The organism is Pseudomonas hunanensis, from assembly GCF_013393325.1.
GTDB classification, from domain to species: domain Bacteria; phylum Pseudomonadota; class Gammaproteobacteria; order Pseudomonadales; family Pseudomonadaceae; genus Aquipseudomonas; species Aquipseudomonas putida_P.
Genome location: NZ_QJRC01000075.1, coordinates 1 through 6,354 on the forward strand (window position 1 = coordinate 1; position 6,354 = coordinate 6,354).

At 63.0% G+C, this 6,354-nt stretch carries 6 protein-coding genes; 2 read left to right on the forward strand and 4 right to left on the reverse strand.

Features of this window, described 5'->3' with window-relative positions:
- Positions 1-41 precede the first annotated feature (41 nt).
- Positions 42-524, reverse strand: a complete 483-nt coding sequence (locus tag DM807_RS07745; protein ID WP_179027229.1) for a GAF domain-containing protein — start codon at positions 522-524, stop codon at positions 42-44.
- Positions 525-1,412 carry an ATP-binding protein gene (locus DM807_RS07750; protein ID WP_012271127.1) on the reverse strand — a complete coding sequence of 296 codons (888 nt, stop codon included), beginning with the start codon at positions 1,410-1,412 and terminating at the stop codon, positions 525-527.
- Between the two features lie 76 nt (positions 1,413-1,488).
- Here DM807_RS07750 and DM807_RS07755 point away from each other — a divergent pair, with 76 nt between their 5' ends.
- Positions 1,489-3,846 (forward strand): hybrid sensor histidine kinase/response regulator, encoded by a 2,358-nt coding sequence (locus tag DM807_RS07755; protein WP_179027230.1) that lies wholly within the window; start codon positions 1,489-1,491, stop codon positions 3,844-3,846.
- Here the strand turns inward: DM807_RS07755 and DM807_RS07760 are convergent.
- Positions 3,836-4,324, reverse strand: a complete 489-nt coding sequence (locus DM807_RS07760; RefSeq protein ID WP_060494487.1) for a glutathione peroxidase — start codon at positions 4,322-4,324, stop codon at positions 3,836-3,838. The genes DM807_RS07755 and DM807_RS07760 overlap by 11 nt on opposite strands.
- 13 nt (positions 4,325-4,337) lie before the next feature.
- Positions 4,338-4,733 carry a peptide-methionine (R)-S-oxide reductase MsrB gene (gene msrB, locus DM807_RS07765; RefSeq protein WP_179027231.1) on the reverse strand — a complete coding sequence of 132 codons (396 nt, stop codon included), beginning with the start codon at positions 4,731-4,733 and terminating at the stop codon, positions 4,338-4,340.
- A 167-nt stretch (positions 4,734-4,900) separates the two neighbouring features.
- On the opposite strand from msrB, the gene DM807_RS07770 reads away from it, so the two are divergent.
- Positions 4,901-6,112: a pyridoxal phosphate-dependent aminotransferase gene (locus DM807_RS07770; protein ID WP_012271123.1), complete on the forward strand. Its 1,212-nt coding sequence runs from the start codon at positions 4,901-4,903 to the stop codon at positions 6,110-6,112.
- Positions 6,113-6,354: the final 242 nt, after the last annotated feature.

The following is a 6,354-nucleotide window of genomic DNA, read 5'->3' on the forward strand; positions in this document are numbered from 1 at the left end:
AGGCCGCTCCTACAGGGATAGCGCCGGCCATTGGACAGTGGTCAGCAGTCAGTCAGCTCCAGGAAGATCGCCGCCAACCGCTCCAGCCCCACCTGGTCTGCCTCACCGAACCGCCCAGGTTTCGGGCTATCCAGGTCCAGCACACCAATCAGCCTGCCTTCCTTCACCAACGGGATCACCAGCTCGCTGTTGGATGCGCTGTCACAGGCAATGTGCCCTGGGAACGCATGCACATCTTCCACCCGCTGGGTTTGCCGCGTAGCCGCCGCTGCCCCGCACACGCCCTTGCCGAATGGAATGCGCACGCACGCCACCTGGCCCTGGAACGGCCCCAGAACCAGTTCTTCGTTTCGGTTCAGGTAGAACCCCGCCCAGTTCAGGTCGTCCACCTGGTTAAACAGAAACGCCGAAAACTGCGCGGCATTGGCGATGAAGTCACGCTCGTCGGCAAACAGCGCCTGCACTTGCGCCGCCAGCAGGTTGTAGCCGTCGAGGCCGGCGCCACTGGCATTGAGGTCGATCATTTACTTTTGCTCCAGCAATTGCAGCCCAACCCAATAGCGGGCGAACTGATAGGCACAACGGCCATTACGGTTACCGCGCCCGGTGGCCCAGCGCACGGCGAGGATGTCGAGTTGTTCGTCACGCTGCCAGGCCAGGCCCGCAGAGCGTGCCAGCTGGCCGATCCAATGCTCGACAACATTCAGGAAGTGGTCCTGGGTGAACGGGTAGAACGACAGCCACAGGCCAAAACGGTCAGACAGGGCAATCTTGTCTTCCACCGCTTCGCTGGGGTGCAACTCGCCGTCCACGCGCTTCCAGTTCTCGTTGTCGCTCTCCTTCTCCGGCACCAGGTGGCGGCGGTTGGACGTGGCATACAGCAGCACGTTGTCTGGCGCCTGCTCCAACGAGCCGTCGAGCACGCTCTTGAGCACGCGGTAGTCGCCCTCCCCGGCTTCGAACGACAGGTCGTCGCAGAACAGGATGAAGCGTTGCGGCAGCTTCTGCAGTTGCTCCACCACCCGTGGCAGGTCCGCCAGGTGGTCGCGTTCGATTTCTATCAGGCGCAGGCCTGCGCTGGCGTGCTCAGCCAGCAGGGCGCGTACCAGCGACGACTTGCCGGTGCCGCGCGAGCCCCACAGCAACGCGTGGTTGGCCGGCAGGCCGTTGATGAACTGGTGGGTGTTACGCCCTAGCTGGTCACGTTGTTTGTCGACGCCGATCAGGTCGGTCAGGCGGATGTCCAGGCTGACTTCCAGCGGTAGCAGGTAGCCGCTGCGGCCATCGCGCTGCCAGCGGGCGGCCAGGGTGGTGCCCCAGTCGATGTTCGGGCGCGGTGCCGGCAACAGGGGTTCGAGGCGCGCCAGTACCGATTCGGCGCGGTCCAGGAAAGCAATCAAGCGAGCGTCCATGACGACTCCTAACAAGACAGGTGAGATTTCCAGCTGAATGTGTGACAGGCCCGCCAGCTGCCGGGGCTATTCGGCTATGCTTGCGCAGCGCAAGGAACGTGAAACCGGCTCGGGACTCATGGATATCAAGTTCACCAATCGCCTGTCATACAAGCAAGCCCGGTTGACAGTCCTGGTCGGCTTCATCCTGGGAACATTGCTCAGTCTCATCCAGATCGGCATCGATTATGCCAGCGAAGACGCGTCCATCAACCGTGAAGTGCGCGCCTTGCTGCAAATCAGCCACAACCCGGCCTCGCGCATTGCCTACAACATCGATTCCGAGCTGGCACTGGAGCTGACGCGCGGGCTGCTGCAGTCGCCGGCCATCATCCGTGCACGGCTGATCGACAACAACGAAACGGTGCTGGCCGATGTCGAGCGGCCAAGGCTGCAGGACCGCTACCGGCTCCTCAGCGACTTCCTGTTTGGTGAGCAGCGCCAGTTCAAAGAGCGCCTGTTCCTGACCCATATGCCAGAGGAATACCTTGGCACTCTGTATCTGGACGTCGACACCTACGCCTTCGGCAGCCGCTTTCTCGACCGTGCCGGCATCACCCTGCTCAACGGCTTCGCCCGCAGCCTGGTGCTGACCGGCATCCTGCTGGCGCTGTTCTACATGATGCTGACCAAGCCGCTGGTGACGGTGATCGGTGCGCTCAGCGGCAGCGACCCGCGCAAACCCCGGCAAACGCGCCTGGAATGCCCGCATGGTCATGAGCACGACGAAATCGGCGTGCTGGTGAAGGTCGCCAACCAGCAGTTCGTCAGCATGGCCACCGAAATTGAACAGCGGCGCACGGCAGAAAACCGCCTGACCCAGTACCTGAACGAACTGGAAGACATCGTGTCGGCGCGCACCGACGAGCTGAAAGCCAGCAACAGCAGCCTCAGCCTGTCCAACCAGGAGCTGGAGCAAGCCCGCCGCCGCGCGCTGGACATGGCCCAGGCACGCGCCGCCTTCCTGGCCAACATGAGCCACGAAATCCGCACCCCGCTCAACGGCATGCTTGGCATGATCGCCCTGGCGCTGGACAACCCGCTGCCCAGTGAACAACGCCAGCAACTGGCAATTGCCCACGATTCGGGCAAGGTGCTGGTGGAGCTGCTGAACGATATTCTCGACCTGTCCAAGTTCGATGCTGGCCAGCTGGAGCTGGAGCGTATCCCCTTCGACATGGGGTCGATGGTGGAAGACACCGCCAACCTGCTGTCGCAGAACACCGCGCAAAGCGTGGAACTCACGTGCCTTATCGCCAGCGACTTCCCTAGCAGCGTGCTCGGCGACCCCACGCGGGTGCGGCAGATCGTCAGCAACCTACTGTCCAACGCGCTCAAGTTCACCCGCTTCGGTCGCGTCGATGTGCGCCTGGTGACGATCGTCGGCGGTGTGCGCCTGGAGGTACGTGACACAGGCATCGGCATCCCCGAAGAGGCCCAGGCGCGCATCTTCCAGCCCTTCACCCAGGCCGGTGCCGGCATTACCCGCCAGTACGGCGGCACCGGCCTGGGCCTGGCGCTGACGCGCAACCTGTGCAAGGCCATGCAGGGCCACCTGCACATTCGCTCCGAGCCGGGCTTTGGTAGCTGCTTTACCGCCGAATTACCGCTGGCCGTGCACACCGAAGCCATCCCGCCGGTGCCCCTGCATGGCCACGTGGCCGCCCTGAGCGCAGGCGGTAGCGGGCTTGATGAACTGCTGCAGAACTTGCTGCCCGCCTGGGGCCTGACCTACCAGCGCCATGACAGCAGCGCCACGCTGGACGGCGCCGCGATCGACCTGTTGATCAGCGACGATGTGGACCACCTGTTCGAACTGCGCCAGGCACTGAAAACCCCGATACTGCTGGTGACCGCCTACGGCAACTTCCTGCCCAACGAGCAGTCGCTGGCCTTGGCCCCGTTGCATCAGCTGGCCCGGCCACTGGCGCGCAACGCCCTGTACCAGACGTTGCGCCGCACCTTGCAAGGCCATGAGCCCGAACACACGCTGGCCACCCCGGCCATTACCCTGGAGCAAGGCCGCGCGCGGATTCTGCTGGTAGAGGACAACCCGGTAAACCAGTTGGTAGCCAAGGGCATGCTTGCCAAGCTTGGCTGCCAGGTGCAACTGGCCACCCAGGGCGCCGAGGCGCTGGAACTGTTGCAGCATGACGACTTCGACCTGGTGCTGATGGACTGCAACATGCCGGTGATGGATGGCTACGAGGCCAGCCGGCGCATCCGACAGAGCGGCCGCTGGCCCGAACTGCCAATCGTTGCCCTCACCGCCAACGCCATGCCCGAGGAGCGCGAACGCTGCCGGGCGGCAGGCATGAACGACTACCTGGCCAAGCCGTTTCGCCGCGAAGAGCTACTGGCCCTGATCGACCACTGGGTGCCGCTCAACGGCTGAGCAAGCGCTCGATGTCCGCTTCCAGGGCCTGTGGCTTGGTGGTGGGGGCATAGCGCGTGACCTGACCGCTGGCAGGGTCGATCAGGAACTTGGTGAAGTTCCACTTGATCTTCTGCGAGCCGAGCAAGCCCGGTGCACGCTGCTTGAGTTCGACGTACAGCGGGTGGGTGCCGGGGCCGTTGACCTCGATCTTGCGAAACAGCGGAAAGCTCACACCGAAATTGCGCTCGCAAAACTGCGCGATTTCACGCGCATCGCCCGGTTCCTGCTTGCCAAACTGATTGCATGGAAAGCCCAGCACCACCAGGCCGCGCTCGCGGTAGGTTTGCCAGAGTTGCTCCAGGCCCTTGTACTGTGGGGTAAAGCCGCACTGGCTGGCGGTGTTGACCACCAGCAGCACCTTGCCTGGGTAGTCGCCGAGCGTTTTGTGCTCGCCGCCGAGGGTCACGCAGGGGATGTCCAGCATCGATGCAGCCATGATCGGGCTCCGGTCAGTCGCGTGGGCGCAGGTCGATGCACACCGAGTTGATGCAGTAGCGCAGGCCGGTCGGTGGCGGGCCATCGGGGAACACGTGCCCCAGGTGCGCGTCACAACGGGCGCAGGTGACTTCGGTACGGATCATGCCGTGGGAAGTGTCGCGGATCTCGATCATGGCGCTGTCTTCGATCGGTGCGTAGAAGCTCGGCCAACCGCAGCCCGAGTCGAACTTGGTTTGCGCGTCGAACAGTGGCAGGTTGCAGCAGATGCAGTGGTAGATGCCGTCACGGCGTTCGCTGTTGTACTTGCCGCTGAATGGCCGCTCGGTGCCCTTGAGGCGGCATACCTGGTATTGCTCGGGGTCGAGCATCGACCGCCATTCATCCAGGTTTTTTTCGATCTTTTTCATGTAGGGACCTCGGCAGGCTGAATTTCACCCCGCGCCGTCTTTTCCGGGGCGCGGGTGGCACGTATATTAGTTGGCTTCGTGTGCCAGGCGTTCAGTCTGGCACCCGCTTCCTGCCGTTTCAAACCTTTCGGCATGGGTTGCGCGTTTTCTCATATCGGGATCCCATCATGCAGTTCAGCAAATCGAACAAGCTCGCCAATGTCTGCTACGACATTCGCGGCCCAGTGCTCAAGCACGCCAAACGTCTGGAAGAGGAAGGCCACCGCATCCTCAAGCTGAACATCGGCAACCCGGCGCCGTTTGGCTTCGAGGCGCCCGATGAAATCCTCCAGGATGTGATCCGCAACCTGCCCACCGCCCAGGGCTACAGTGACTCCAAGGGCCTGTTCAGCGCGCGCAAGGCGGTGATGCAGTACTGCCAGCAAAAGGAAATCGAAGGCGTCACCATCGAGGACATCTACCTCGGCAACGGTGTGTCCGAGCTGATCGTCATGTCGATGCAGGCGCTGCTGAACAACGGCGACGAAGTGCTGATCCCGGCCCCCGACTACCCGCTGTGGACCGCCGCCGTGAGCCTGGCGGGCGGCAAGCCGGTGCATTACCTGTGCGACGAGCAGGCCGACTGGTTCCCCGACCTTGAAGACATCAAGGCCAAGATCACCCCGAACACCAAGGCCCTGGTGATCATCAACCCGAACAACCCGACCGGCGCCGTCTACTCCAAAGAGCTGCTGCTGGGCATGCTGGAGCTGGCCCGCCAGCACAACCTGGTGGTGTTCTCCGACGAGATCTACGACAAGATCCTGTACGACGAAGCGGTGCACATCAGCACCGCCTCGCTGGCACCCGACCTGCTGTGCCTGACTTTCAACGGCCTGTCCAAGTCGTACCGAGTGGCGGGTTTCCGTTCTGGCTGGCTGATCATCTCCGGGCCGAAGCACCACGCCCAGAGCTATATCGAAGGCATCGACATGCTGGCCAACATGCGCCTGTGCGCCAACGTGCCGGCCCAGCATGCCATCCAGACCGCGCTAGGCGGCTACCAGAGCATCAACGACCTGGTATTGCCGCCAGGCCGCCTGCTGGAACAGCGCAACCGCACCTACGAGCTGCTCAACGATATCCCGGGGGTGAGCTGTGTGAAGCCGATGGGTGCGCTGTATGCATTCCCGCGCATCGACCCGAAGGTGTGCCCGATCCTCAACGACGAGAAGTTCGCCCTTGACCTGCTGCTGTCGGAAAAACTGCTGATCGTGCAAGGTACGGCGTTCAACTGGCCGTGGCCGGACCACTTCCGCGTGGTCACCTTGCCTCGGGTGGACGACCTGGAAGCGGCGATTGGCCGGATTGGCAATTTCCTGAAGGGGTATTCGCAGTAAGGTCCGACGGGATTTTTGGGGTGGCGCGCAGATCGAGCGCCGCCCGCGCGGCGCATCGCGAGCTGCGCTCGCTCCTACGTTTGTTTCGGGCCAATTATGCCTGTGGGATTTGCGCGCGAACGCCTTGGCGCATGGCACGATATCGCGTGGTTCAAACAAGGCGGTCGCGCGCGCCTGTCACAGGCGATGTTTCGGGCCAATTATGCCTGTGGGATTTGCGCGCGAACGCCTTGGCGCATGGC